This is a genomic window from Methylobacterium sp. J-072 (assembly GCF_022829425.1).
In the GTDB taxonomy this organism is placed as follows: domain Bacteria; phylum Pseudomonadota; class Alphaproteobacteria; order Rhizobiales; family Beijerinckiaceae; genus Methylobacterium.
This window is the reverse complement of the sequence record NZ_JAKSYK010000174.1, coordinates 106,438-127,698: the sequence shown is the minus strand read 5'-3', so window position 1 is coordinate 127,698 and position 21,261 is coordinate 106,438. Positions and strand designations below refer to the sequence as shown.

The 21,261-nt window shown below is 69.7% G+C and carries 22 protein-coding genes and 1 tRNA gene; 12 read left to right on the top strand and 11 right to left on the bottom strand.

Annotation, left to right across the window (positions count from 1 at the left end):
* The first annotated feature begins 30 nt into the window (after positions 1-30).
* The gene (locus MKK67_RS20540; protein WP_243968860.1) at positions 31-441 is read left to right on the top strand and encodes a flagellar biosynthesis protein FlgC; all 411 of its coding nucleotides are present in this window, start codon (positions 31-33) and stop codon (positions 439-441) included.
* On the opposite strand, the gene MKK67_RS20535 is transcribed toward MKK67_RS20540, so the two are convergent.
* The 5 genes from MKK67_RS20535 to MKK67_RS20515 form a co-directional block, all read right to left on the bottom strand.
* Positions 425-1,828, bottom strand: a complete 1,404-nt coding sequence (locus tag MKK67_RS20535) for an amino acid permease (protein WP_243968858.1) — start codon at positions 1,826-1,828, stop codon at positions 425-427. The two genes, MKK67_RS20540 and MKK67_RS20535, sit on opposite strands and share 17 nt — an antisense overlap.
* A 70-nt stretch (positions 1,829-1,898) precedes the next feature.
* Positions 1,899-3,434: a methyl-accepting chemotaxis protein gene (locus tag MKK67_RS20530; protein WP_243968856.1), complete on the bottom strand. Its 1,536-nt coding sequence runs from the start codon at positions 3,432-3,434 to the stop codon at positions 1,899-1,901.
* On the bottom strand, positions 3,362-3,760 hold the full coding sequence (locus MKK67_RS20525) for a hypothetical protein (protein WP_243968854.1): 399 nt from the start codon (positions 3,758-3,760) through the stop codon (positions 3,362-3,364). The genes MKK67_RS20530 and MKK67_RS20525 overlap by 73 nt, the downstream gene beginning before the upstream one ends.
* A 278-nt stretch (positions 3,761-4,038) precedes the next feature.
* A complete protein-coding gene (locus MKK67_RS20520) occupies positions 4,039-4,659 on the bottom strand; it encodes a hypothetical protein (protein WP_243968852.1) in 621 nt (206 codons plus the stop codon).
* Positions 4,656-6,665 (bottom strand): hypothetical protein, encoded by a 2,010-nt coding sequence (locus tag MKK67_RS20515; protein WP_243968851.1) that lies wholly within the window; start codon positions 6,663-6,665, stop codon positions 4,656-4,658. Before MKK67_RS20515 ends, MKK67_RS20520 begins: the two co-directional genes overlap by 4 nt.
* A 261-nt stretch (positions 6,666-6,926) precedes the next feature.
* Here MKK67_RS20515 and rpsO point away from each other — a divergent pair, with 261 nt between their 5' ends.
* From rpsO to MKK67_RS20500, 3 genes are all read left to right on the top strand, one after another.
* Complete coding sequence (gene rpsO, locus MKK67_RS20510; RefSeq protein ID WP_007560136.1) at positions 6,927-7,196, top strand: 30S ribosomal protein S15; 270 nt, start codon at positions 6,927-6,929, stop codon at positions 7,194-7,196.
* Between the two features lie 208 nt (positions 7,197-7,404).
* Entirely contained in the window at positions 7,405-9,627 is a 2,223-nt protein-coding gene (gene pnp, locus MKK67_RS20505) for a polyribonucleotide nucleotidyltransferase (protein WP_243968849.1), read from the top strand.
* Positions 9,628-9,937: 310 nt separating this feature from the next.
* The gene (locus MKK67_RS20500; protein ID WP_243945310.1) at positions 9,938-10,159 is read left to right on the top strand and encodes a YgaP-like transmembrane domain; all 222 of its coding nucleotides are present in this window, start codon (positions 9,938-9,940) and stop codon (positions 10,157-10,159) included.
* Positions 10,160-10,252: 93 nt separating this feature from the next.
* Here MKK67_RS20500 and MKK67_RS20495 read toward each other — a convergent pair whose 3' ends face one another.
* Positions 10,253-10,516 carry a GlsB/YeaQ/YmgE family stress response membrane protein gene (locus MKK67_RS20495; RefSeq protein WP_243968846.1) on the bottom strand — a complete coding sequence of 88 codons (264 nt, stop codon included), beginning with the start codon at positions 10,514-10,516 and terminating at the stop codon, positions 10,253-10,255.
* A 180-nt stretch (positions 10,517-10,696) separates the two neighbouring features.
* Here MKK67_RS20495 and MKK67_RS20490 point away from each other — a divergent pair, with 180 nt between their 5' ends.
* Complete coding sequence (locus tag MKK67_RS20490) at positions 10,697-11,053, top strand: RidA family protein (RefSeq protein WP_243968844.1); 357 nt, start codon at positions 10,697-10,699, stop codon at positions 11,051-11,053.
* Positions 11,054-11,151: 98 nt separating this feature from the next.
* Entirely contained in the window at positions 11,152-12,240 is a 1,089-nt protein-coding gene (locus tag MKK67_RS20485) for a polyamine ABC transporter substrate-binding protein (RefSeq protein ID WP_243968841.1), read from the top strand.
* Positions 12,241-12,280: 40 nt separating this feature from the next.
* Here MKK67_RS20485 and MKK67_RS20480 read toward each other — a convergent pair whose 3' ends face one another.
* The 3 genes from MKK67_RS20480 to MKK67_RS20470 all read right to left on the bottom strand — a co-directional run bounded on the left by MKK67_RS20480 (position 12,281) and on the right by MKK67_RS20470 (position 15,468).
* Entirely contained in the window at positions 12,281-12,688 is a 408-nt protein-coding gene (locus MKK67_RS20480; protein ID WP_243968839.1) for a DUF3597 domain-containing protein, read from the bottom strand.
* Positions 12,689-13,264: 576 nt separating this feature from the next.
* Entirely contained in the window at positions 13,265-13,588 is a 324-nt protein-coding gene (locus MKK67_RS20475) for a hypothetical protein (RefSeq protein WP_243968837.1), read from the bottom strand.
* Between the two features lie 26 nt (positions 13,589-13,614).
* A complete protein-coding gene (locus MKK67_RS20470) occupies positions 13,615-15,468 on the bottom strand; it encodes a DEAD/DEAH box helicase (protein ID WP_279601732.1) in 1,854 nt (617 codons plus the stop codon).
* 420 nt (positions 15,469-15,888) lie between these two features.
* Here MKK67_RS20470 and MKK67_RS20465 point away from each other — a divergent pair.
* Positions 15,889-15,972, top strand: a tRNA-Tyr gene (locus tag MKK67_RS20465).
* A 24-nt stretch (positions 15,973-15,996) separates the two neighbouring features.
* Here MKK67_RS20465 and ruvC read toward each other — a convergent pair.
* A complete protein-coding gene (gene ruvC / locus MKK67_RS20460) occupies positions 15,997-16,620 on the bottom strand; it encodes a crossover junction endodeoxyribonuclease RuvC (protein WP_243968833.1) in 624 nt (207 codons plus the stop codon).
* 135 nt (positions 16,621-16,755) lie between these two features.
* On the opposite strand from ruvC, the gene MKK67_RS20455 reads away from it, so the two are divergent.
* Positions 16,756-17,331, top strand: a complete 576-nt coding sequence (locus MKK67_RS20455; protein ID WP_243968831.1) for a peroxidase-related enzyme — start codon at positions 16,756-16,758, stop codon at positions 17,329-17,331.
* Between the two features lie 7 nt (positions 17,332-17,338).
* On the opposite strand, the gene MKK67_RS20450 is transcribed toward MKK67_RS20455, so the two are convergent.
* A complete protein-coding gene (locus tag MKK67_RS20450; protein WP_243968829.1) occupies positions 17,339-17,662 on the bottom strand; it encodes a YnfA family protein in 324 nt (107 codons plus the stop codon).
* Positions 17,663-17,846: 184 nt separating this feature from the next.
* On the opposite strand from MKK67_RS20450, the gene MKK67_RS20445 reads away from it, so the two are divergent.
* The 4 genes from MKK67_RS20445 to MKK67_RS20430 all read left to right on the top strand — a co-directional run bounded on the left by MKK67_RS20445 (position 17,847) and on the right by MKK67_RS20430 (position 21,192).
* The gene (locus tag MKK67_RS20445) at positions 17,847-19,385 is read left to right on the top strand and encodes a sensor histidine kinase (protein ID WP_243968827.1); all 1,539 of its coding nucleotides are present in this window, start codon (positions 17,847-17,849) and stop codon (positions 19,383-19,385) included.
* Between the two features lie 55 nt (positions 19,386-19,440).
* Positions 19,441-19,692, top strand: coding sequence for a DUF4926 domain-containing protein (locus MKK67_RS20440; protein WP_243968825.1), 252 nt, complete (start codon positions 19,441-19,443; stop codon positions 19,690-19,692).
* A 32-nt stretch (positions 19,693-19,724) separates the two neighbouring features.
* The gene (locus MKK67_RS20435) at positions 19,725-19,877 is read left to right on the top strand and encodes a DUF6883 domain-containing protein (protein WP_243968823.1); all 153 of its coding nucleotides are present in this window, start codon (positions 19,725-19,727) and stop codon (positions 19,875-19,877) included.
* A gap of 346 nt (positions 19,878-20,223) precedes the next feature.
* Complete coding sequence (locus tag MKK67_RS20430) at positions 20,224-21,192, top strand: tyrosine recombinase XerC (RefSeq protein ID WP_243968821.1); 969 nt, start codon at positions 20,224-20,226, stop codon at positions 21,190-21,192.
* The last annotated feature ends 69 nt before the right edge of the window (positions 21,193-21,261 follow it).

Here is a 21,261-nt window from a genome sequence, read left to right as displayed (position 1 = left end):
GCCTTTCCCCGCGCCGACCGAGCCCGCCCGATGCCGGATACCAGCCCCCTCAAGGCGGCCACCGACGCGCTGGCCTTTGGCCGCCGGATCCAGAACGGGCAGATCCGGGCCATCTCCGAGAACATCGCGAACGCCGATTCCGCCCCGGCCGATCCGAGCGGGGCGCCCTATGCCCGGAAGATCGCCGTGTTCCAGCCGGTCGACGTCGACAAAGCGCGCGAACCGGTCGGCCGCATCGTGCGCGACGGCAGCGATTTCCGTCGGCGCTACGACCCATCGAACGCGGCGGCCGACCGGCAGGGTTATGTCCGCCTGCCGAACGTCAACGTCGCGCTGGAATCGGCCGACCTCCAGCGCGTGATCCGGAACTACGAGCTGAATCTCAGCGCGGAGGCCTCGATCGACGCGGTGAGCCGGGCGACGCTCAATCTGCTCGGGTGAGCCGGGTGTGGCGCCGGCCGTAGCCGGCATAGATCGCCAGGCCGATGACCAGCCAGATGGCGAGCCGGATCCAGGTATCGGCCGGCAGCGAGGCCATCAGCACCAGGCACGACAGGATGCCCAGCACGGCCATCGGCGTCGCCGCCGGCACGCGGAACGGCCGGGGCCGGTCGGGCTGGGTCCGGCGCAGGATCAGCACGATGCCGCAGACCAGGCTGAACGCCAGGAGCGTGCCGATGCTGACGAGCTCACCCAGGATATCGATCGGCACCAGCCCGGCCACCGCCGCGGTGAACAGCCCGATCACCACCTGGCTCGCCACCGGCGCCCGGGTCTTCGGATCGACCCGGCAGAACAGGGGCGGCAGCAGCCCGTCCCGGGCCATGGCGAAGAAGATCCGGCCCTGCCCGTAGAGCGCCGTCAGCGCCGAGGTGGTCAGTCCGATCAGGGCGCCGATCTTGATCACGATGGCGAGGCCGGGCATCGCGAGGCGGTCGATCGCCTTGGCGATCGGGTCGGCCACGTCCAGTTCCTGATAGGGAACCAGGCCGGTGAGCACCGCCGCGACCGCCACGTACAGGATCGTGCTGATGGCGAGCGATCCGATCAGCCCGACCGGCGCGTCGCGCTGGGGCGCCCGGCACTCGCCCGCCGCGGTCGCGACGGTCTCGAAGCCGACGAAGGCGAAGAACACCACCGCGGCCCCGCGGAACACGCCGCTCCAGCCGTAGGTGCCGAACGAGCCGGCATTCTCCGGCACGAACGGGTGCCAGAGCTCCGGCTGGAGGTGGACCGCGCCAACGCCCACGAAGGCCAGGATGATCGCGATCTTGGCAATCACCAGCAGCCCGTTCACCAGGGAGGCCTCCCGGGTCCGGCGGGTCAGGAGAGCGGTCAGCACCAGCACGATCCCGGCTGCCGGCAGGTTGACCAGGCCGCCATCCCCCGGTGCCGAGGCCAGCGCGGCCGGCAGCGCCAGGCCGAAATCCGCTGCGAGCGATTGCGCGTAGCCGGACCAGCCCACCGCCACCGTGGCCGCCGCCATGGCGAATTCGAGCACGAGATCCCAGCCGATGATCCAGGCCGGCAGCACGCCGAGGCACGCTCGCGTGTAGGTGTAGGTCGAGCCCGCCTCCGGGATCATGGCTGCCAGTTCGGCGTAGCACAGCCCAACGAAGCCGCAGGCGATGCCGCCGATCACGAAGGACAGGCTCAGCGCCGGACCCGCATATTGCGCCGCGGCGGTTCCGGTCAGCACGAAGATGCCCGCGCCGATCGTGGCGCCGAGCCCGATGGCGACGAGGCCCGGGGCGGTGAGGCTCCGGGCGAGGCTGGGATCGCCGGTCGCCGGGCTCTCGATCCGGGCGATGGCGGCGGTGTCGGACATGTCGAGGCTCACGGTCTTCAGTGACTGGGTGGACGATGAGAGGCCCACGAGCAAGAACCGAGCCGGGACCTTATGCCGCACGCACGGAGGCGAGGAAGCGGCCGACCTCGGCACGCAGGGTCGCGAAGTCTTTCGAGAGGTCCGAGATCGAGGCGAGGACGTGCCCCGCTTCGGACCCGGTGACCTGCACGTCGCCCGTGACATCCGTGAGCGTGGCGGTGATGTCGCTCGTGTCCGTGGCAGCCGCCGAGACGTTTTTCAGGATCTCCTGCGTGGCCGCGCGCTGTTCCTCGACCGCGGCGGTGATCGCCGTGGCGACGCCGCTCATGTCGCGGATCCGGACGGTGATGCCGTCCACGGCCGCGACCGCCTGCCCGGTGGAGGTCTGGATGCGGTTGACCTGCGCGGCGATCTCCTGCGTGGCGCGCCCCGTCTGCTCGGCGAGTTCCTTGACCTCGGCGGCGACCACCGCGAAGCCCCGGCCCGCCTCGCCGGCCCGGGCCGCCTCAATGGTGGCGTTCAGCGCCAGCAGGTTGGTCTGGCCGGCGATGTTCGAGATCAGTGCCACCACGTCGCCGATGCGTTCGGCCGCCGTGCGCAACTCGGTCACGAGGGGCGTCGCCGCAGCGGCCTGCGTGGCGGCTTCGCGCGCCATCTCGGCCGACACGTCGACCTGCCGCCCGATCTCGCCGATCGACGAACCCAGCTCCTCGGCCGCCGCCGCGGCACCCTGGACCTTGCCGGCGACATCCCCGGCGGTAGCGGCCACCCCGATCGACCGGTCCGCGGTCGTGGCCGCCGTCGAGGCCATGCCGGCCGCGCGCGCTTCGACGGCACCGGCCGCTTTGGCGACGTGGTCGAGGATGCCGCCGATCGAATCCTCGAAGGCGCGGGCGAGCTGCTCGGTCCCGGACTTGCGCTCGGTCTCGAGCGCGGACCGGTTCGTGGTCGCCTCTTGCTCCAGCTCCATGGCCCGGGCGAGCTGCGCCTGCGCCTCGGCCTCGGAGGTTGCGAGGGACTTGAAGGACCCTTCCACGGTCCGGCAGACCGCGATCAGGATGACCGTCTCGGCGAGCACCATCGCGGCGTGCAGCAGCACCCGGCCCAGATCAGCCGTCCCGCCCGGGAAAAGGAGAGCCGGCATTGCGAGATTGAGAGCGAGGTGATGGACAGCCGTGGCCGCCGCCGCCGCCAGGATCACGCGCCAGTCGCACCATCCGGCCAACACCGCCAGACAGGCGAAGAAGTACATGTGCATGTCGATCTGCCAGGGACGACCGGCACAGACGACCAGCAGGAGCGCGGCCATGCCCACGAAGGCCACGCCGCTCACGATGCGGGTGGCCGTGCTGATCGGGTCGCGCAGCCACAGACCGGTCACGATGCCGGCGAGGCAGATGGCCCCGGCGATCGGGCCGAGTGCGGGCAAGCCCCCGCTTAGAACGACCTCATAGGCGCCGATGATCGGCACATGGGCCCAGAGCAGCAGGATCAGGAAGCGGGCGAAGCGGCGCTGCAGGATATCGAGATGGCTCATCGAGGCGAGTTCCAGGCCGTTGCCGGGGTGGCGTTCGGCGAAGGCGTTGAGGAGGCGGACGGACCGCACCCCTCGGACAGGTGGCCGTCGAGGACGAGGCGGGCCCCCGCAGCGTAGAGGCGGCCGGTGAATCCCTCCCGGTCCGAGCGGGCCCAGAGGACGTTGTCCGGGCCGCCGCGGTTCAGAACGGTCCCGCCCGCCGCCGCGATGATCCGGACGGACTCGGCAGCGCCGCTGCCGGGCGGTCCGACGACCGCCACCACCTCCGATTGGGGCAGCGCCAGTATGGCGAACGGCACCAGCACGGCGACCAGGCAGCCGAACCCTCCGAGCGCCCACTCGACCGCAGGCCTGGCGCCGTGATCGGGACGCGCGTTGCCGATATCTGCAGGCATCACCGAAGTATCACGCGGGTGCTCATGAGAGATCGACCTTTCGGGCCTCAAATCTTAAACGTGCTCCGATGAATACGCCTTGTGCGTGTGTCGCGATTTTGCGGGCGGCTTCAAGATTCGGCGTCAGGTTTTCTTATCCGCGGCGTCGATCGCAGTCGATGCTCTTTGCCTCTTCGGGAAGCAGCTTTCGTCTGAGCGCGCTGGATCGGGATGTGTTGGCCGAATGGGCTCGCGCGAGTCGCGCGGTCTGGATTGGGGCAGGATCTGCGCGACGGCGTTCAACGCGTCGGCGGGTTCCCGGACGATGGCCGGCCCTCGATCATCCTGGGATCGGTCTGGAAGACCTTGGCGACGAGTCCTGACAACCGGATGAAGGCACGGCCCTGCGGGGTGATGACGTAGCCGTCCCCGTCCGCAGCGAGGTTGCCCGATGCGGTCTGCTCCGCCAGACGCCGCTCGATCTGGCGGAACTCGCCGAGATAGACGGATTCGAACACCGCCCGCGCCCGCTCGGCGCTGAAGTGCTCCTCGGGATGGGCCGCCATCTGCCCGAGCAGGAACACGCTGATCGAGCGATCGACCGTCACCGGGAAGATCACGAAGACGCTGAGGTTCAGGGCGAGCGACAGCACGCAGGCGCCGAGGGCATCGCGGCGGCGCAGCCCCCAGGCGCGGCCGAGCCCGGCCAGGGCCGCCGTCGCCACGACGCTGACCAGGAAGGCTACGACCAGCAGGATCAGGCCGCGATAGAACAGGATCGTGACGCCGGACCACAGATCCGTCCGGAATAGCAGCACGAAGCAGCCGAAGCCGATGAGAAGCGCGCCCGCATGCAGCGCACCCTGGGCCGCGAGCCAGCGCAGCGCCTGTCGCGGATGCGAGGGGACGGCCTCTTTCATCGCGGTCCCCCATCCAGGTCGTCGACTGACAGGATCCGGACGCGCGGCGACGCGTAGAGCGGCCGGTTGCGCCAGACCCAGGACTCCGGGTTCGCCCAGGGGGAATCCTGCGCGGTGACGATCAATGCGCCGATACCGGCTCCGGCGGCCCGGTGGTGGACATCGTCTGTGGTGAGCACATCGGAAAAAATCGGCGCAACCTGCGCCAGCCGCGCCGCGACGGCCTCCTGCGAGGCTCCGAACAGCCGCGCTTCCCGATCGGCCACCGCGACGGGGTGAAATCCATAGAGACCGAAATCGAACACCCGCGGCCCTCCGGGGGCCGCCTGCAACACCAGAACCCGGGGCAGCCGCTCCCCGGCCCAGGCGTAGGCGGCCCGCAGGGCACGATCGATATCGGGGCGGCCATTGAGGAAGGCGAAGTTCGGGAGGCCGGACGCGGGATAGGCCCGCATCCCGGCAAATCCGTAGAGCGTCGTCGCGTAGCCGAGCAGGAGCAGCACGGCGATCAATCCGGGCAGCCGGAACCGCGCCCCGGCAATCCGCGTCAGGGCCGACACACTCCAGGCCAGGGTGGCGACTTGCGCCAGCAGGACCACGCGCCAGCCCAGGTCGTTGTAGAGGATCGCCGAGCGCAGGAAGCCGCCGATCAGCAGGGAGGAGGCCGCCACGATGGTGAGCAACCGCCCCGCCTCGCGGGCATGGGCCTCGCTCCGGGGGACGATGCGCCAGAACAGGAACGCGCCGGCGGCGAGGACCCCGAAGGCCAGGTAGTAATTGACCGGCAGCAAGATCACGCGGATCAGGCTTAACACCGGGCTGTCCGCCGCACCCTCGAGGGGACCGAAGCTCCGGACCGCAAATACGATGGCCTGCCCGGCCTCGCCCCGGCTCGCCAGGAGGCCGGACAGGTAGGGTGCGGCCAGGAGGGCGGCGACGAGCCCCGCCGCGACGAGCCGGCCGGCATCGCGCCAGCGCCGCTCGATCGCCAGCAGCGCCAGCCAGGTCCCGGCCGCCGCGACCGTGCCGAGGCAGACCCAGACCGACAGGCCCGCGCAGGCCGCGAACGCGATGCCTGCCACCGCGACCGTGGCGCCCGGGGGGCGCCGTGTCCCGTCCGCGGCCTCGGCGAGGGTGAGCAGCCCCAGCCAGCCGGCCAGCGCGCCCGCGACGTGGTGCGGAACCCAGACGAGGGAACTCGGCCAGTTCAGCACCTGCTCGTTCAGCCATTCCGGTATCGGGATCCAGATCCCGGTCTCGATGCGGTTGCGGATGACCAGCAGGATGTCGAGCCCGCCCGCCGGCAGCAGCAGGAGCGTCGCGCCGCGGACAAGGCGCTGGGAGGCGTCCCGCACCAGCCCGGTGGCGGCGAGCAGCCGGTCCAGCAGGCCGAGCAGCCCGATCCCGGTCCAGAAGGCCATCCCGGCGAAGGCGGTACGTCCGTCGACCAGCGTCCCGCCGGCCCAGTCGATGAGCGCGCACAGCGTGTAGAAGAAGTAGTAGTAGCCGGCCCGTTCGGGTCGGGCGAAGAACGGATCGACCGGCGGCAAGCCGTCCTGGACGATCGAGCGGGTCAGGCTCGCGTGCTTGACGAGGTCGATGACGGTCACCGGCTGGTACAGGCCCGTGCCGGTGTCGATGTCGATCAGCGCGTAGGCGACGATGACGACCCAGAGCGCGGCGAGCGCCAGCCCACGCCCCGTGGCCGGCAGGTCGACCCGGCCCCGAAGCCAGCGGGCTGCCGGCACCAGCGTCGCCAGCCCGAGCGCGCCGTTCGCCAGGGCGGCGGCCGGAACGCCCGCGGCCTGGACCAGCAGGCTGTCGAGGGCCGGCAGCAGGCCGATTCCCAATAGGGCAGAGCAGAGAAATCGGCCCCCGGGGGCGAGGGTGCTAAACCCCAAAATCCCGGTCAATCTGCCCAGTGCATAGCCCGGCAGCAGGACCAGGGGGACGCCGAGCAGCGTCGCCGCGAGGACGCCGCACGCATCGGTGAGACTCGCGTTCATCGCTGGGCCAACCTTCGTGCGCCCTCCGGCTAGCACGCGGATGTTAACCCTTCCCTCGGCGCGGCCCTGGGGGCCCGGGGCTGGCGTATCCGGCGGTTTCGTGTATGGATCGCGCGGCCTCAGCCCGGGTTACCGGGCGGGGCTTGAGCCGCTTGGCGCTGTGACCGTGCTGGACGACATCCCGGCACTGGCCGAACGCCGAGTCCGCGCGCCCTCCTCCGGGGCGCCGCATCCGAACCCGCACAACCCGAAAGGCATGCGATGTCGATCACGGCAGAGCGCAAGACCGCGCTCATCAAGGAACACCGCAAGGACGCCAAGGACACCGGGTCCCCCGAGGTCCAGGTCGCGATCCTCACCGAGCGGATCACCAACCTGACCGGCCACTTCAAGACCCACGGCAAGGACAACCATTCCCGCCGGGGCCTGCTGAAGATGGTCTCGCAGCGCCGCTCGCTGCTCGACTACGTCAAGCGCAAGGATGAGGCCCGCTACCGCGCCCTCATCGAGCGTCTCGGCATCCGCCGCTAAGGCGCACCACGCGCGGTTCCGAGCCCGGCTCGGGGCCGCGTTCTGCAATCTCGGGCTGCCGGAATGGGTCCGGCCGCTCGAAAAACGGGTCGCTTCGAGGCGCCAGCGTCGGGGCAGGATCGCGCGACACTTCCCCGGATGAAGTGTCGCGCCGTCTTGCCCCCGACGGCGCCGGGCCGGGCCCGCCGAAGGCAAGGAAGAGACAAGAATGTTCGACGTTCAACGCGAAGAGCTGATGTGGGGCGACCGCAAGCTCGTCCTCGAGACCGGCAAGGTCGCCCGTCAGGCTGATGGCGCGGTGCTCGCCACCTACGGCGAGACCTCGGTGCTCGCCACCGTGGTCGCCACCAAGGAGCCGAAGCCCGGCATCGATTTCCTCCCGCTCACCGTGAACTACCAAGAGCGCGCCTACGCCGCCGGCCGCATCCCGGGCGGCTACTTCAAGCGCGAGGGCCGTCCCTCCGAGAAGGAGACTCTGGTCTCCCGCCTGATCGACCGCCCGATCCGCCCGCTGTTCATCAACGGCTGGCGCAACGACACCCAGGTCGTCATCACCGTCCTGACCCACGATCTCGAGAACGATCCCGACATCGTGTCGATGGTCGCGGCCTCCGCCGCCCTGACCCTGTCGGGCGTGCCGTTCATGGGCCCGATCGGCGCCGCCCGCGTCGGCTACATCAACGGCGGCTACCGGCTGAACCCGCTGGTCACCGAGACCAAGGAGGAGTCGAGCCTCGACCTCGTCGTCGCCGGCACCCAGGACGCCGTGCTGATGGTCGAGTCGGAGGCCAAGGAGCTCTCCGAGGACGTGATGCTCGGCGCCGTGATGTTCGGCCACAAGCACTTCCAGCCGGTCATCGAGGCGATCATCCGCCTGGCCGAGAAGGCCGCCAAGGAGCCGCGCGACTTCCAGGCCCCCGAGAACGCGGATGTCGAGAAGGCCGTGCTGGAGGTCTGGGAGACCGAGCTGCGCGCCGCCTACACCAAGACGGTCAAGCAGGAGCGCTACGCCGCCGTCGACGCGGTGAAGGCGAAGGTGCTGGCTGCCCTGTGCCCCGAGGGTGCGGAAAAGTTCCCGGCCGAGAAGGTCAAGGCCGCCTTCAAGGAGGCGCAGTCCAAGGTCGTGCGCTGGAACGTGCTCGACACCGGCTCGCGCATCGACGGCCGCGACCTGAAGACGGTCCGCCCGATCGTCTCCGAGGTCGGCGTTCTGCCCCGCGCCCACGGTTCGTCGCTGTTCACCCGCGGTGAGACCCAGGCCCTCGTGGTCGCCACGCTCGGCACCGGCGAGGACGAGCAGTTCATCGACTCGCTCGACGGCACCTACAAGGAGCGCTTCCTGCTCCACTACAACTTCCCTCCCTATTCGGTGGGCGAGACCGGCCGCATGGGCTCCCCGGGCCGTCGCGAGATCGGCCACGGCAAGCTGGCGTGGCGGGCGATCCGGCCGGTCCTGCCGCCGGCGCACGAGTTCCCGTACACGATCCGCGTCGTGTCCGAGATCACCGAGTCCAACGGCTCGTCCTCGATGGCCTCGGTCTGCGGTGGCTCGCTGTCGCTGATGGATGCCGGCGTACCCCTGCGCCGTCCGGTGGCCGGCATCGCCATGGGCCTCATCCTCGAGGGTGAGCGCTTCGCGGTGCTGTCCGACATCCTGGGCGACGAGGATCACCTCGGCGACATGGACTTCAAGGTGGCCGGCACGGACGAGGGCGTGACCTCGCTCCAGATGGACATCAAGATCGCCGGCATCACCGAGGAGATCATGCGGGTCGCCCTCGACCAGGCGAAGGACGGGCGCGCCCACATCCTTCAGGAGATGGCCAAGGCCCTCACCGACGCCCGGCCGGAGCTCGGCGAGTACGCGCCGCGCATCGAGACGATGCAGATCCCGACCGACAAGATCCGGGACGTGATCGGCACCGGCGGCAAGGTGATCCGCGAGATCGTCGAGAAGACCGGCGCCAAGATCAACATCGAAGATACCGGTATCGTGAAGATCGCCTCGGCCGACGGCAAGGCGATCAAGGCGGCCTATAACTGGATCCGCTCGATCGTCGCCGAGCCCGAGAACGGCATGATCTACGACGGCACGATCGTGAAGTGCATGGAGTTCGGCGCCTTCGTGAACTTCTTCGGCGCCAAGGACGGCCTCGTCCACATCTCGGAACTCGCCGCCCAGCGGGTCGCCAAGGTGACGGACGTCGTCAAGGAAGGCGACAAGGTCAAGGTGAAGTTCCTCGGTCAGGACGACCGCGGCAAGATCCGCCTGTCCATGCGCGTCGTCGATCAGCAGACCGGCGAGGACATCACCGAGAAGGTGAAGGCCGAGCGCGATTCCAGCCGCAGCGACCGGGACGGCGAGCCCCGGCGCGAGGACAATGGCGGCCGCCACCGCGGCGAGCGCCGCCGCGACTCCGCCGGCGAGTGATTGTTTGGGACTTTCCCGCGCTGGTCTTGGCCGGCGTGGGCCTGAGATGAAAGGCGCGGCCCCCGGGGCCGCGCCTTTTTCATGCGCCAAGCCTAACTCCCTGGAACTGGAGCCTCGGAGTGTGTCTGTCCGGCAGGTCCTGCTCAAGCGCTTGATGCGACGTTCTACTGTGGCGTCGTCGGTCGTCCCCGCGCGGCAGCAGGTGCCATTCGGGCGCCTGCGCAGCCTGCACGCCTCCACCGTGCGGGACGGTTGGAACGCCCGCCCCGCGCCCGCGTTCGCACCGCGACCTCACAGCGGGAAAGCTTTCATGGCCAACGATATGATCCAGGACATCTTCAGCGGGCAGCCGAACCTCACCACCACCGAGCGGGCGGTGTCGGTGGCTCTGGGCCTCGGGATCGCCGCGGCGGCCGCGCAGCCGAGGCCGAACAAGATCCTCAGCCTGCTGGCGCTGGTCGTCGGCGTCGGTCTGGCCGTGCGCGGCGCCACCGGCCACTGTGCCGTGAAGGCAGCGGCGGATCACTTCTAAGGGCTTCGCCCGGTCGACGGATTGAGCAGGCCAAAAAACAAAAAAGGGGCGCCCCACGGGGCGCCCCTTCGCGTTCTAGCGCTCCGGAACTGGTCAGATCGTCGTGCTGCGGCGTCCGGCGATGAAGCCGTAGATGAACAGCACCACGACGGCGCCCACGATGGCACCGATGAAGCCCGCGCCCTGGTTCGGTCCGTACCAGCCGACGGCCTGGCCGATGAAGGTTGCCACGAAGGCGCCGACGATGCCGAGAATGGTCGTCAGGATGAAGCCCGACGGCTCGTTCGGTCCGGGCATGAGGAACTTGGCGATGATTCCGGCGAGGAACCCGATGACGATGGTCCAGAGAATACCCATGACGAACCCCAAGGCGTGACAAGCGATGCCGGATGAACGCACGGCGGCCGGCCACGGTTGCTCGCAACTGCACACGCCGGGGAGAATTTTCCGCTGGTTCCCGCGGCGCGTCGGCGCGCAGCCCTTTACGGCCGCACCACTGCCACGGCAGATACCGACTTCCGCCGGCTGGGGACTGGAATGAGCATCGAACGGATCGAACCGGGAACGCGGATGTCGCAGGGCGCCATCCACGGCAACACCATCTACCTCGCCGGCCAGGTGGCGTCCGATCCGGTCGGCACCGGAGTCACCGCCCAGACCCAGAATATCCTGGTGCAGATCGACCGGCTGCTCGCGGTCGCCGGAAGCGACAAGGATCACATCCTGTCGGCGACGATCTACCTCGCCGACATCGGCCATTTCGCCGAGATGAACGCCGCCTGGGATGCCTGGGTATCGCAGGAGCACCCGCCGGCGCGCGCCACCGTCGAGGCGCGGCTGTGCGATCCGCAATATTTGGTCGAGATCGTGGTCGTCGCCGCGAGGCAGGCGTGAGTGGGGCCGGGGCGGGCCGGATCGAACGATCGGTCCGGCGCTTCGTCCCGGTCCGGCGTCGGGCAGCCGCGCGCGCGGGAAGTGGCTTTCGTCCCCGGATGGCAGCGCTGCTCGTCGCCCTCCTCATCCTCGCCCCGGCTGCGCCCGTGCGGGCCGCGGAGGAGCGGGTCGTCAACATCTACAACTGGTCGGATTACATCGACCCGAAGGTGCTCGACGCCTTCACCCGGGAGACCGGGATCAAGGTCGTCTACGACACCTACGACAACAACGAGATCCTGGAGACCAAGCTGCTGGCTGGCCGGTCCGGCTACGACATCGTCGTGCCGTCCGGACCCTATTTGCAGCGGCTGATCCGGGCCGGGGCGTTCCTGCCCCTGGACAAGTCCAAGCTGAAGAACCTCGGCAATCTCTGGTCGGAGATTTCCAATCGGCTGGCCGTGTACGACCCCGGCAATACGTTCGCGGTCGATTACATGTGGGGCACCACCGGCATCGGCTACAACGTCGCCGCCGTCCGCGAGCGTTTGGGCGCCAACGCGGTGCTGAATTCCTGGACCGTCGTCCTCAATCCGGCTTCCGCGAACAAGCTCAAGGATTGCGGGATCATGATGCTCGATAGTCCCGAGGATCTGATTCCCAGCATGCTGCCGGTGTTCGGCGCCAAGGCCGATTCCAAGCGCTGGGACGACCTGACCCTGGTGACCGACGCCCTCTTCAAGGTCCGCGGCAGCGTCCGGAAGTTCCACGCCTCGGAATACATCCAGGCGCTGGCCAACGGCGATATCTGCGTGGCGGTCGGCTATTCCGGCGATGTGCTGCAAGCCAAGCGCCGGGCCGAAGAGGCGAAGAACGGGATCGAGATCGCCTACGTGGTCCCGAAGGAAGGCGCGCTGATGTGGTTCGACACCTTCGCAATCCCGAAGGATGCCGCCCACCCGGCCGAGGCCCTGGCCTTCATCGACTACATGCTGCGGCCCGAGGTGGCGGCGGCCAACACCAACTTCGTGGCCTATGCCAGCGGCAACCTCGCGGCGAAGAAGCTCGTGAAGCCCGAGATCCTGAGCAATCCCGGCATCTACCCGGACGAGGCGACGATGCAGCGCCTGTCGATCAACACCGCCTGGGACGACCGCACCCAGCGCTACGTCACCCGCCTCTGGACCCGGGTCCGCACCGGGCGCTGAGGAAGGCCCGGCGCGATCAGGCGCCGGGCCTTGCGTGGCTTTAGTTCTTGAGGTCTTCCGGCACCTTGCCGCCGTTCTCGGCGAGCTTCACCATCACCTGCTTGTGCAGCCAGATGTTCATGGAGGCCGAGTCCTCCTTGTCGCCGGTGTAGTGCAACTCGTCGGCGAGCTTCTTGCGCTCCGACAGGCCCGAATCCAGGCCCAGCAGCTTCATCAGGTCGACGATGGAGTGGCGCCAATCGAGCGTCTGCGAGTTCTTCTCTGCGAGGCCGGTGAGCACGGCCTCCACGTCGACGGGCTCGCCGCCGCTGGCGCTCCCGGGGGCCGACGCGGTGCCCGTACCGGCCGAGCCGCTGGAGGAGCCCGACGTGGATGAGGGTGCGGCGTCCGCGGAACCGCCGCCGAACGGATGAAGGATCTTGCCGACGATGCTGCCGAGGAGGCTCATAGGTCCGCTCCGATAATCGAGGCCCGGCCTGCGCGCCGGGCGGGCTGTCAACCGGTTGTCGGCTCAGGCGTTCCGAGAATCGGTCTTCGCAGCCCTCAGACTATAAGCGGGCGCCGTGCAGGGCGACCCCGAGCAGGGACAGGCCGAGCACCAGGCAGATCCCGCTCAAGCGTTCGAGGGCGACCGCGCGCGTGGGGTGGCGCAGCGAAAGACCCGCCAGGCCCACACTGCAGACTAAACAGCTCAAGCTCATCACGATAACCAGCACGTTCCTTGTGATCCGAAATCGACGGGCCCAGCCTGACTCAGATTTCATCGTTGCAGGATATCGAAGACAACGTAGACGGGGGGAAACGCACAGGCTTCTCAATTGTCACGGGCGATCAAGAGGGCATCATGCCCGATATCGATTTGCGGGCGCGATGTAAAATCAATCCTGCCACGCCAGGTATGGCCGACATGTCGCGCAGATATTAAATTTCGATCCGTGAGGCATAGTCTGTTTGCGTAATAAACGATCCTGCCGTCACGGCCGGTCGCGCGGGACGGACAGGTTTGGACCGGATGCCGCGGAGTTCAGCCCGCGCTCGCCAGGGCGGCGATCAGGGCCGCCCGCTCCTCGGCGAGCGTGCCGCGCGGCACGGGCTGGCCGGCGCGGCCATACCAGTAGCGGGCATTGCCGTCATCGCCCTCGATGCGGTGGAGATGCGCGTGCACCCAGGCGGCGTCGGGCCCGGAGGCGTCCTGGACCAGGGCGTGCGCCCGCGCCCAGGTGGCGTCTGCGGTCTCGGTCGCGTCCCTGGCGAGCCACCAGAGGGCGGCGCGCGGCGCCGGCCAGGCCGCGGGCGGCTCAGGCTCGGTCAGCGTCGCCGCGAAGGCGTCCGGCAGGGTTTCGGTCATCGCGCGCTCCTCCAATCCGCGACGGGTCAGCGGCCGGCGGCGCGCTCCGGCTGCCAGCGACCGCGGCGCCGGCGGGCGGACCACGCGTAGCGGGCGTCACCGTCGAGGCGGTCGAGATGGTCCGAGAGCCGGTTGCGTTCAAGCCAGGCCAGCGCCGCCTCCAGCTCGGGCAGGGTCATGGTCGCACGGCCCTTGCCGAGTACGCGCTTGAGCACCGCGTTGTAGCGATGCGCGAGGTTGCCGCCGCGGGGCACGCGCAACGACGCCTCGTCCTCGACCGCTTGGCTCGCCACCGCGACCGCGAGCCGCTGGCGCAGGGTCCGCTCGGTGACGGACGGCGGTTCCGGCGCCGGCGCCACCGGTGCGGGCTCGGCGAGCCGCGGGCGCAGCAGGGCGTAGCGCAGCCCGATCGCGTTGCTCTCCAGCGGCGTGATGCCGCCGGGATCCTCGTCACGCCACGGGGTCCGCTCCGGGACGATGGCGCTCGCCGGCCGCTCGCGCTTCGGCCGGACGCTGCTGCCCTGCTCGGTCTCGAGTTCCAGGCGGAAGCGCGCGAAGAGCGGGTCGTCCGGGTGGAAGACCAGGGCCTGCTGGTTGTCGTAGGGGCCGGCATGCGGATCGACCCGGGTGGCTCGCGCCAGCATCTGCTCCAGCCAGGGCCGGGAGCGGATATGGGTGAGGGCCGCCACCACGGCGACCTCGGGGGCGTCGAGCCCCTCATAGGCCATCGCCACCGTCACCAGCACCGCCGGCTCCGCGGTCAGGCGGAACGCCGCCAGGGCCGCGTGGGCGTCGCCCTGGCCGGAGGTCGCCAAGCGGACGTCACGCTCCCCCTGCTGGGCCGGCATCCAGCTCCGCAGGGTCGTCATGTAGGTGCGGGCGCTCGCTTGGTCCGGGGCGACCACCAGGAGCTTGCCGAGTCCCCGGGCCATCTGGCCGGGCGGCAGATCGCGTTCGAGCCGGCGCCGGGCGCGCAGGCGTTTGGTCGCGAAGAAGGATTCGCTGAGGAGATCCCGGGCGAAGCCAGTGCGCAGGGCCGTGAACAAAGCCGGCCGGGTGGTGACCCGGACCGAACCGGCGCCAAGGCGGTGCGGCCCGACCCGGGGGCTGTCGCCAGCGATCCGCCCGCCTTCGAGCCAGCTCGCCTCGCCGTCGATCGCACCGAAGGTGACCGGCAGCACCGCCCGCTCGGCCAGCGCCTGCGAGCGCGAATAACCGATCACCGCCAGCCCCGGCGCATCGAGGTCGAGTTCGGGACCGCGGCCGAGGGCGGACGGCCGGTAGGGCAAGCCGAGGATGCGCCGGCCGTCGGCCCGCTCCAGGGTGCCGGACAGGAACAGGCCGATCTCGGCCGCCTCCATCACCGGCAGCATCGCCCGGGACCACGCCCCCGCCTCGGCTTCCTCCTCGGCGGAGGCGTCGTCCGCCCCCGGCCGCCCCGGGACCGGCAGGTGATGGACCTCGTCGACCACCAGCAGGGTGCGGTGCGCCCGCGCCTCCGCGAGGTGCAGCGCCGGGGCGGCCGCCACCGCCTGATAGGTGGTGACGTAGCCGGAGAGGCCGCGGGCCGGATCGCGCTCGTTGTCGGCGGCGCGCACGCTGAGCGCATGCCCGAACGCTGCGCGCCAGAGCGGGTCGGCGAAGGCTTCCTCCGCCTGGAGGCGCAGGGAATCCCGCGGCACCACCCAGACCAAGCGCTCGACCCGGCCGGCCGCGATCAGCGTGTGCGCGGCGATCACCGGCAGCAGCGACTTGCCGCCCCCGGGCGTCACCGCCGCCAGGATCTTCTGGACATGCCCCGCCTCCCCGCTCGCCATGGCCGCCACGAGGGCCATCAACGTACGCTGGTGGGACCGCAGGGACGGGGCGGGACGGGTCAATGGCCGGCGAAGCAGGGCGACATCCGCGCACCGTGGCCGATCCCGATTCCTTTGTGAATCCCTGGGGACGCGGAACGTTCGCGTTTTCTTCCCCGGCGGCAGGGTGTGTGGGCAGGTTCGTTCGGAATGAGCCGCTGCGCGGCGCGTCCCGTGCTGGGTCCCGGATCAGGTTCCGCTTCGCTCCACCTGTCCGGGAAATGGGCGGTGCAGGATGAAACGCTGCGCCCTCTCCCGGGCGCATGCAGCGCCAGCGGACTGCGACCCGGGACCCAACACGGGACGTGCCGCGAAGCGGCTCCAAATCCTCAACCCCGGCGAAGCGCCGTAAACGTGGCCCGGGAGGCGGGATCAGACCACGACAAGCGTTGACACCCGGCCAGCCCCTCACCATAAGGGCGCCGCGGGTGAAAAACCCGCCTTGGGGGAATGTCCCGAGCGGCAAAGGGGGCGGACTGTAAATCCGCTGCGTAAGCTTCGTAGGTTCGAGTCCTACTTCCCCCACCAAGTTTCCCGGAAAATCCTGCCCGATCAGCCCTGCTTCGCCAGGGCCGCTTCGATGCGCGCAGCGGCGGCGGCCGAGAACCCCTTCCCGGCCAGTCCCTGGCCTGCGGCCGCTTGGCCGGTGAGGCTGCGCTTCTTGCCCTCCGGCAGATGCGTCTTGCGCAGGGCGTGCGCGTCGCGGTGGCTGGCATGGGTGATCGCGATAGCCAGCGCGTCGGCGGCGTCGGCGACGCGGAACTCGGCCTTCGGCAGCAGGAAGCGCACCATCGCCTGGATCTGCACCTTCTCGGCGTGGCCGGAGCCCGCCACGGTCTTCTTGATCAGGTTGGCGGCGTATTCGAAGACCGGCAGCCCCGCGAGCGCCGGCACCACCAGCGCCATGGCCCGGGCATGGCCGAGCTTGAGCGTCGCCTGGGCGTCCTTGTTGACGAAGGTCTCCTCCACGGCGACCTCGTCGGGCTTCTGCGCGTCGACGATGCGGCCGATGCCTTCGAACAGCTCGCGCAGGCGCAGGGCCAGCGGCAGGTCACCGTCCGAGGTCACGACGCCGCAATCGCCGTAGGTCAGCTTGCTGCCCTGCGCGGTGATGAGGCCCCAGCCGGTGCGGCGGAGTCCCGGATCGATCCCCAGAATGCGGACGATGCTGCTCATGACGCTCCAGGGCTTTTTTTCTCGCGCATCGTCGTGTTCCGAAAGCTAGCCGCATCGTTTTGGCCGGCTGCCCTCGACGATCGGCCCAAGCGTGCCGTACGTATCGTGAACGCCCGGTTTCACCAAGAGAGCACGATGACGAGCGAAAAGGCCCCGATCAGCCGCTTCCCGGTGCCGAAGCTGTCCGAGATGCCCGAGGATCTGCGCGCCCGCATCGCCCTGGTGCAGGAGAAGGCGGGCTTCGTGCCCAACATCTTCCTGGCGCTCGCGCATCGCCCGGACGAGTTCCGCGCCTTCATGGCCTATCACGACGCGCTGATGGACAAGCCCGGCGGCCTGACCAAGGCCGAGCGCGAGATGATCGTGGTCGCGACCAGCGCAGCCAACAACTGCCTCTACTGCGTGATCGCCCACGGCGCGATCCTGCGGGTCCGGGCCAAGAACCCGCTGCTCGCCGACCAGATCGCCGTCGCCTACGCCAAGGCCGACATCGCCCCGCGCCAGCGCGCGATGCTCGCCTTCGCGCTGAAGGTCGCGCAGGAGGCCCACACGGTCGAGGCCGAGGACCACGCGGTGCTGGCGGGCCACGGGTTCAGCCCGGACGACATTTGGGACATCGCGGCGATCACCGCCCTGTTCGCCCTGTCGAACCGGCTCGCCAGCGTCGCCGAACTGCGGCCGAACGACGAGTTCTACACGCTGGGGCGATGAGGCTACCTCACCCCCGCCGCCCGAGCAGAATGATCGCCGTGCCCGCTAGGCAGACGGCGCCGCCGGCCAGATCCCAGCGGTCCGGCCGCTGGCCTTCGGCGAGCCACAGCCACAGGACCGAGGCGGCGACGTAGACCCCGCCATAAGCCGCGAAGGCGCGCCCCGCTGCCGGGCTGTCCACCAGGGTCAGCAGGCCGGCGAAGGCCACGAGCGAGGCGATCCCCGGCAGCGCCCACCAGGCCGACCGGCCGAGCCGGAGCCAGGCCCAGAACGCGAAGCATCCGGCGATCTCCGCCAGGGCGGCACCGGCATAGGCGAGGAGCGTCATCAATCCAGCTTGGCACGGGGATCGGCGTCGGGCGAGCCGCGACGGACAATGCGCTTGAATATGCATCACCCGAAGACCTGCCCCCGAAGTGCAAGATGCTCATACGCCCAAGATAGGCTAAGACCGATCCCGATCGCTTCCGCGTGCTTTCTCCGGCCTCCGCCGCCCGAGCCTCCGCCCCCCGGCCATGTCAGACCCGATCGAGACCGCCCGCCTCCAGGTCCTCCACAGCTACGGCATCCTCGATACGCCGCGCGAGCCGGCCTTCGACGACATCGTCACGCTGGCGACGCAGATCTGCGCGGTGCCGGTGGGCCTCGTCAGCCTCGTCGCGGCCGACCGGCAATGGTTTAAGGCCGGGCTCGGCTTCCCGTCCTGCGAGACACCCTTGAGCCAGTCGGTCTGCGTCCACGCGCTGGATTCCGCGGACGGGCTGATGGTGATTCCCGACCTTACGGCCGACCCGCGCACCCGCGACAACACCCTGGTGACGGGCGCGCCGTTCATCCGGTTCTATGCCGGCGCCGTGCTCCGGACCGAGGACGGCGTGCCGTTCGGGACCCTCTGCGTGATCGACACCGAGCCTCGGCCCGACGGCCTCAAGGCGGACCAGTCCTTCGCCCTGCGGGCGCTGGCGCGGCAGGTGATGGCGCAGCTCGATCTGCGCCGCGCGGTTCGGGAGCGCGAATCGGCCCTGGCGGCCGAGCGCCAAACCCGCGACGCCCTGGCGGTCTCTGAGGAGCGCTACCGGCTCTCGTCGCGGGCGACCACGGACCTGATCTGGGACTGGAACCCGCAGACCGGCCGGATCCACTGGGACGAGGGGCTATCCGCGCTCTACGGCTACCGGCCGGCGGAGATCGAGCCGAGCAACGCCTGGTGGTACGCGCATATCCACCCCGAGGATCGCGACCGCGTCCGCCGCAGCGTCCAGGCGGCCCTCGAGGGCGCGCCCCTACGCTGGAGCGAGGAATACCGGTTCCGACGGGCCGACGGGACCTATGCCACGGTCGTCAACCGGGCGATCATCGTCCGCACCGCGGAGGGCACGGCCACCCGGATGACCGGCGTGATGCTCGATGCGACCCAGCAGGCCGAGGCCGACTCGCATCGGGAGATGCTCAGCCAGGAACTCAGCCACCGGCTGAAGAACACCCTGGCGATGGTCCAGGCGATCGCGTCGCAAACCCTGCGCGACGCCCCGGACGTCACGTCCGCCCGCGACGCCCTGCTGCAGCGCCTGCTGGCCCTCGGCAAGGCGCACGACATCCTGCTCGCCGGCAATGCCGAGCGGGCCGGCATGGAGGCGGTGATCCGCGGCGCGCTGGCGCTCCACGACAATGCCCGCGTCGGCCGCCTGCGGATCGAGGGGCCGGCCCTCGATATCGGGCCGAAGGCGGCCCTTGCCCTGGCGCTGATGATCCACGAACTGGCGACGAACGCGGCCAAGTTCGGGGCCCTCTCGGCAGAGGCGGGCCATGTCGGCGTCACATGGCAGATCGAGACCCTGGCCGAAGGCCCCCAACTCCAGCTCAGCTGGATGGAATCGGGTGGCCCTCCGGTGGCCCCGCCCTCGCGCAAGGGCTTCGGCACCCGCCTGATCGAGCGCGCCTTCGCGGGCACCGTCGCCGGGGATGTCGCCCTGGAATACCGGGAGACCGGCCTGCGCTGCGTCCTCACCGCGCCGCTGGCCGGGTTCCAGGGCAAGGACGGGATCTTGAACTGAGAGACTGCCATCGCGGCGCCTTGCTTCGAACGTCGCGGCGCGCCTATCTTTGGCTATGTCCGTTGCCGCCGCGTTCTCACGATCGTTGCCAGGAAATCCCGCCGCGGTCCGTGAATTGGATCTCGTGAGGCTTGCCGTTCCCGTGCGCAGCGATGCCGGGCAGGATGTCCCCGCCGGTGCCGTGGGGACGGTTGTCGGCATCTGGGCCGGCGGAAGCGGCTTCGAGGTTGAATTCTCCGAGCCGTTCGAAGCGCTGGCGACTGTCCGGCCGCGCGAAATCGCCGATCATCAGCCTTTCCACGGCTGATGCCCTACGGTCTGTGGCCGGCGGGATTCGCGGTGGATCGGCGGAAGATCTGCCTCTACCTCCTGAATCCGGATCACCCGCGCGGCGCCGCCAAGGCGAAATTCTTCATCGGCGTCGGCTTCCATCCCGACGAATTCTGGCACCTGCGGGATGCCTTGTGCGGACACGCCGTCATGGCGCATTAAAGTGGGATCACCGTTGCTCCGTTTGGTCTGAGATACCTGTTCGAGGGACCGATCGCGACCCCCAGAGGCGGCATGCGTAAACTCCGGAGCGTCTGGCAGCTCGATACCGAGAATGCCGGTACGGCCAAGTTCGTCACCGCCATTCCCCTTTGATCACGCAATCGCGCCCAGCAGACTTCTGCCCGCGCTCGCACTGTGTGGCCTTCGCCGTCATTGCTGTGCAGTGAGGCGCCACCCAGCACCGCGCGTGACTTCCGAACCCGGTCGGTCCACGGTTGTTGCTCGGCGCGCCATGACGCCGACGCGCGTTAAGCCCTCGACAACGAAAAAGCGGTCGAGTGGGGCCATGAGCGCGCGCGAGACGGCCGACGACCTGATCCTGATTCCGGGCAATTCGCGCCTGCGCGAGGCGGTCCATGCCTGGGCCGACGGGCTGGCGCGGGAGCGGCGGATGTCGCCCAACACCGTCGAGGCCTACAGCCGGGACCTGCGCCAGTTTCTGGTCCACCTCGCGTCGCGCCAGGGCACGCCGACCATCCCGATGCTGGTGGCGCTGAAAGTGCGCGACATCCGCGCCTTCATGGCGGCGCGCCGGGCCGACGAGGTATCCGGGCGCTCGCTGATGCGGATGCTGGCGGGTTTGCGCTCCTTCGGGCGCTTCCTGGAGCGCGAGGGCTACGGCAGCGTCTCGGCGCTCGGCGGCGTCCGCGCGCCCAAGGTCCCGCGGCGCCTGCCCCGGCCGCTGCCCGTCGCCGCCGCGGTGGCGCTCACCGACACGGCCATCCGGGCCGGCGAGGAGCGCGAGCCCTGGGTGCTCGCCCGGGATGCCGCGGTCCTGGCCCTGCTCTACGGTGCGGGCCTGCGCATCTCCGAGGCCCTGGGCCTCGCCCGGCGCGACGCGCCGCTCCCGGGCAGCGATCAGGTCACGGTGCTCGGCAAGGGCGGCAAGCAGCGCATGGTGCCGATCCTGCCGGTGGTGGCGCGGGCGGTGGCCGATTATGTCGCCGCCTGCCCGCTGCCGCTGCTGCCGGAGGGGCCGCTGTTTGTCGGCGCCCGCGGCGGGCCGCTCTCACCGCGCATCATCCAGTACACGGTAGCCCGGGCCCGGGGCGCACTTGGCCTACCCGAGAGTGCGACCCCGCATGCCCTGCGCCACTCCTTCGCGACGCATCTGCTCGCCCGCCAGGGCGAATTGCGGGCGATCCAGGAACTGCTCGGCCACGCCTCCCTGTCGACCACGCAGCTCTACACCCAGGTCGACGCCGCCCGGCTCATGAGTGCCTACACGGCGGCGCATCCAAGAGCCGGCCGCTAATCTAACGGTGGGATACCAGTGCTGACAGCTGTTTCCGGGAATATGTCGAGCAGACTATCCCCTATAGTG

Excerpts from the sequence above, each read along its gene's own strand:
- MKK67_RS20540 (WP_243968860.1), top strand. The coding sequence starts at position 31 with ATGCCGGATACCAGCCCCCTCAAGGCGGCCACCGACGCGCTGGCCTTT.
- MKK67_RS20535 (WP_243968858.1), bottom strand. The coding sequence starts at position 1,828 with ATGTCCGACACCGCCGCCATCGCCCGGATCGAGAGCCCGGCGACCGGC.
- MKK67_RS20525 (WP_243968854.1), bottom strand. The coding sequence starts at position 3,760 with ATGCCTGCAGATATCGGCAACGCGCGTCCCGATCACGGCGCCAGGCCT.
- MKK67_RS20520 (WP_243968852.1), bottom strand. The coding sequence starts at position 4,659 with ATGAAAGAGGCCGTCCCCTCGCATCCGCGACAGGCGCTGCGCTGGCTC.
- MKK67_RS20515 (WP_243968851.1), bottom strand. The coding sequence starts at position 6,665 with ATGAACGCGAGTCTCACCGATGCGTGCGGCGTCCTCGCGGCGACGCTG.
- rpsO (WP_007560136.1), top strand. The coding sequence starts at position 6,927 with ATGTCGATCACGGCAGAGCGCAAGACCGCGCTCATCAAGGAACACCGC.
- pnp (WP_243968849.1), top strand. The coding sequence starts at position 7,405 with ATGTTCGACGTTCAACGCGAAGAGCTGATGTGGGGCGACCGCAAGCTC.
- MKK67_RS20500 (WP_243945310.1), top strand. The coding sequence starts at position 9,938 with ATGGCCAACGATATGATCCAGGACATCTTCAGCGGGCAGCCGAACCTC.
- MKK67_RS20495 (WP_243968846.1), bottom strand. The coding sequence starts at position 10,516 with ATGGGTATTCTCTGGACCATCGTCATCGGGTTCCTCGCCGGAATCATC.
- MKK67_RS20490 (WP_243968844.1), top strand. The coding sequence starts at position 10,697 with ATGAGCATCGAACGGATCGAACCGGGAACGCGGATGTCGCAGGGCGCC.
- MKK67_RS20485 (WP_243968841.1), top strand. The coding sequence starts at position 11,152 with ATGGCAGCGCTGCTCGTCGCCCTCCTCATCCTCGCCCCGGCTGCGCCC.
- MKK67_RS20480 (WP_243968839.1), bottom strand. The coding sequence starts at position 12,688 with ATGAGCCTCCTCGGCAGCATCGTCGGCAAGATCCTTCATCCGTTCGGC.
- MKK67_RS20475 (WP_243968837.1), bottom strand. The coding sequence starts at position 13,588 with ATGACCGAAACCCTGCCGGACGCCTTCGCGGCGACGCTGACCGAGCCT.
- ruvC (WP_243968833.1), bottom strand. The coding sequence starts at position 16,620 with ATGAGCAGCATCGTCCGCATTCTGGGGATCGATCCGGGACTCCGCCGC.
- MKK67_RS20455 (WP_243968831.1), top strand. The coding sequence starts at position 16,756 with ATGACGAGCGAAAAGGCCCCGATCAGCCGCTTCCCGGTGCCGAAGCTG.
- MKK67_RS20445 (WP_243968827.1), top strand. The coding sequence starts at position 17,847 with ATGTCAGACCCGATCGAGACCGCCCGCCTCCAGGTCCTCCACAGCTAC.
- MKK67_RS20440 (WP_243968825.1), top strand. The coding sequence starts at position 19,441 with ATGTCCGTTGCCGCCGCGTTCTCACGATCGTTGCCAGGAAATCCCGCC.
- MKK67_RS20430 (WP_243968821.1), top strand. The coding sequence starts at position 20,224 with ATGAGCGCGCGCGAGACGGCCGACGACCTGATCCTGATTCCGGGCAAT.